Annotated in this window: 4 protein-coding genes; 3 read left to right on the top strand and 1 reads right to left on the bottom strand. The window is 26.9% G+C overall.

The window, feature by feature from the left end; all coding sequences use genetic code 11:
• Window positions 1-125 precede the first annotated feature (125 nt).
• Window positions 126-320: a hypothetical protein gene (locus tag IMK15_RS06230; protein WP_192942275.1), complete on the bottom strand. Its 195-nt coding sequence runs from the start codon at window positions 318-320 to the stop codon at window positions 126-128.
• A gap of 246 nt (window positions 321-566) precedes the next feature.
• On the opposite strand from IMK15_RS06230, the gene IMK15_RS06225 reads away from it, so the two are divergent.
• The 3 genes from IMK15_RS06225 (at window position 567) to IMK15_RS06215 (ending at window position 3,181) form a co-directional block, all read left to right on the top strand.
• Window positions 567-1,541, top strand: a complete 975-nt coding sequence (locus IMK15_RS06225; RefSeq protein WP_226869237.1) for a YeiH family protein — start codon at window positions 567-569, stop codon at window positions 1,539-1,541.
• Window positions 1,542-1,594: 53 nt separating this feature from the next.
• Window positions 1,595-2,515, top strand: a complete 921-nt coding sequence (manA, locus tag IMK15_RS06220; RefSeq protein ID WP_192942273.1) for a mannose-6-phosphate isomerase, class I — start codon at window positions 1,595-1,597, stop codon at window positions 2,513-2,515.
• 297 nt (window positions 2,516-2,812) lie between these two features.
• A complete protein-coding gene (locus tag IMK15_RS06215; protein ID WP_192942272.1) occupies window positions 2,813-3,181 on the top strand; it encodes a DUF5633 domain-containing protein in 369 nt (122 codons plus the stop codon).
• The last annotated feature ends 300 nt before the right edge of the window (window positions 3,182-3,481 follow it).

Here is a 3,481-nt window from a genome sequence, read left to right as displayed (position 1 = left end):
CTAAGAATAAGACAAGCAGTCTAAAAGGAAGTATAAAGAACCGTAGGAACTACGGGGATAGCTTGGTAAATATAGTTGGCTAACAAAAGCAACTACTTCCCAAGAAGAAGCTTCCACTTCAAAAATTACAAAGTAATTTTAAGTGGGAGAGGTTCACTTTGTATTTCTGTAGATAAATTTTCATTCATATCAGTATCTTGATATTTAAAATTATTGTTAAATGTGCTCTTTGTATCAATAGAAGTTTTGATAAAGTTCTTATCAGTACTAGCTAAAGATACAAATGGAATAAGTGTTAAAGATAATAAAGATTTTTTCATAATATATAGTCTCCTTTTTCTTGAAATATTTGAAATATTATCATATGCAAAAAAATATTAAAATATCTAAAAGTCAGATAAAAATCAGTTAAAAATAGGGTATAAAGAATTAGGTATGGTCTTAATGCGAATAAAAACTATTTAATAGTAAAAAGACATGATAAGATAAAATTTGGATATTTTTTAGTTTTTGCTATGAAAATATTTGGATATTGGATATAATAAGAAAAAGAAAGAGAGATGATAATGAAAAAGAATTTTTTAATCGCGTTATTTTTAACCTTTATATGCTCTATACTAGCTAAGTATATTTCAACAATAAGCCTATTTAAGCTAATAGGTCATTTAGTTTTGGCAATGTTATTAGGAATGAGTTTGCAACTTCTAAAAATGAATAAAGAAGAATACAAACAAGGGTTTTCGTATATATCAAATAAATTTTTAAGACTTGGTATTATACTTCTAGGATTTAAATTAGATATAGCTGTATTAAAAGCTAGTGGTGTAAAAAGTATATTAATTGCTATGTTTGCAATAACATTCACAATAATTGTGGTGTATAATATTGCAAAAATATTTAAGGTTGATGAAAAATTAGCCTTACTATGTGCTTGTGGTTGTGGTATTTGTGGAGCAGCTGCAGTTATGGGTATTTCACCAAGTATGAATGCTGATAAAGATGATACTATACTATCAGTAGCTGTAGTTTGTATTTTAGGTACAGTGTTTACTCTAATTATTGTTCTATTAAAACCAATTTTAAATTTAAATGAAATACAATATGGTGTTTTAAGTGGAGCAAGTTTACATGAAATAGCTCATGCCGTTGCAGCAGGTGCAACAGGAGGTCAAGTTTCACTAGATACTGCTTTAGTAACAAAATTATCACGTGTTCTACTATTAGCACCAGTTGCAATTATCGTAGGATTAATATCTAATAAGAAGAATAATACAAGTGAATTAAGAGTTCCTTTACCGTTATTTATGATAGGTTTTATCATAACTAGTCTAATAGGGACATATTATGCACCAATAAAGGCTTACACAAAAATCTTGGTAGATATTGCATATATTTTACTTGCTATGGCAATGGCAGCATTAGGATTAAATGTTAACTTTAATGTTATAAAAAGAAGAGGTAAAAACATATTCATATCTGCGTTTATAGGTTCCTCTTTATTACTAATATCGGTGTACATGATTGTTAAGACATTTTTTTGATTAAGGATAATGAATATTGTATAATTTAACATATTAAAAATTAGGAGTTTGTTATGGAATTAATTTTTTTAGAACCATATATGAAAGAAGTAGTATGGGGTGGAACAAGAATACAAAAAGAATATGGTTACAAAACAAATAGCGATCATATTGGTGAAGCATGGATAGTAAGTGCAAATGAACATGGATTAAGTAAGGTAGCTAATGGGAAGTATAAGGGGCTTAGTTTAAAAGACTTATGGGATAATCATCGTGAAATATTTGGTAATGAGTTGAAAGGTGTTTTTCCTTTGTTAATAAAGTACATAGATGCAAAAGATAATTTAAGTATACAAGTACACCCAGATGATGAATATGCTAAAATGATAGAAAATCAACCTAATGGTAAAGCAGAGTCATGGTATATATTAGACTGTGAAAAAGATAGTGATATTTTAATAGGGCATAATGCAAAGACAAAAGAAGAGTTTAAAAAATATATAGATGATAAGGAATGGTCAAAACTTTTAAGAATAAGAGGAATAAAAAAAGGTGACTTTTTCAATATACCAGCAGGGACAGTACATGCTATTAGAAAAGGTACATTAATATTAGAAACACAACAAAATAGTGATATAACATACAGATTATACGATTATGATAGATTGCAAAATGGTAAAAAAAGAGAATTGCACATACAAAAAAGTATAGATGTAGTTACTTGTCCATATGATAAAAAGAATGTTGAGGTTACACCAAAGATAGAAGGTAACAAAATAGACTATCTAAAAGACGATAAATTTTCTATTACAAAGTACAAAGTAAATGGTATACAAGAAATAGAACTTGAAAGTTTCTATATTATTTGCGTGATTGAAGGAACAGGTAGTGTAAATGGTATAGAAATATCAAAAGGCACAAACTTTATAGTCCCAAAAGCATTTGGTAAGATATGTTTTGAAGGTAGTGTAGAGTTTATGTTAATTCATGATTGAAGAAAATGAGAAGAAGATGAGCAAATGTTAGTGTAAGTGAAATATAATATTTATTAGATAAATCCTAAATATTTTAGAATAAGAGGATATACTAAATTATTACAAAAAGTGAGATTTTTAAAGATATAAGCGACACTGTTGTTTTAAGATTATTTGAAAAGAAATTAATGACTTTAGAAGATTTTAAGAATGTGACTTAAAAAATAATAAAAAATTAATATTGCATTTTGTGTATTTTTTTAATATAATAGATAAGACATTAATAAGTGTCATAAAAAAATATTAAAAGGAGAACACATGAAGAAAAGAACAGCAGTTATTGCTTTATCAAGCGTTTTATTTTTAACAGGAACAGCTTTTGGGAGAAGTTATTCAAATACTGATTTTCAAACACACATAAGAAATGCTCAAAGACAAGAACAAGAAGATAAAAGAGTATTTGAAGAAAAAGTAAAGAAATTAAATGAAGATAAAAGTAAAACACAAACACCAAAGAGAGAAAAACCTGAATTATCGAAAGGTTACACATCGAAAATTTCTGCGATATTTGTGGCTTTAAATCATATCAGTTCATTCAATAAAGGATATGAAATAACTAGAGGTGCTAATGGGTTATACTACATTAGACTATTAACAGATGAAACTTATAGAATTAAAAGTTATTAAATTTAGAGTAAATTATATGGAAAATGAAGCTTACGCCTTAATTTTAGAGGGTTGTAGGCTTTTTCTTATTTAGATTTTTGACTATCAAATTGAGAAATATTTATTTAAAAGGCACTTGATTTATTTCTCGTAATACAAATAACAACATATTGTGTTTAATAGTAAAAAAAACTCTAAATGAGACAAAATAAAAAAAATAAAAAAAAGATATTGACAAAGGGGTTTAAATTTGGTAATATAGTGATTGTCAATAAAGACAAGGACAATGGAAGAAAAAAATAGCAAACAAGATGTTAAGAA

This window comes from Sneathia sp. DSM 16631 (assembly GCF_014892235.1).
Lineage (GTDB): Bacteria > Fusobacteriota > Fusobacteriia > Fusobacteriales > Leptotrichiaceae > Sneathia > Sneathia vaginalis.
Note: the sequence above shows the minus strand (reverse complement) of the source record. Positions and strands in the feature narration are given on the sequence as shown.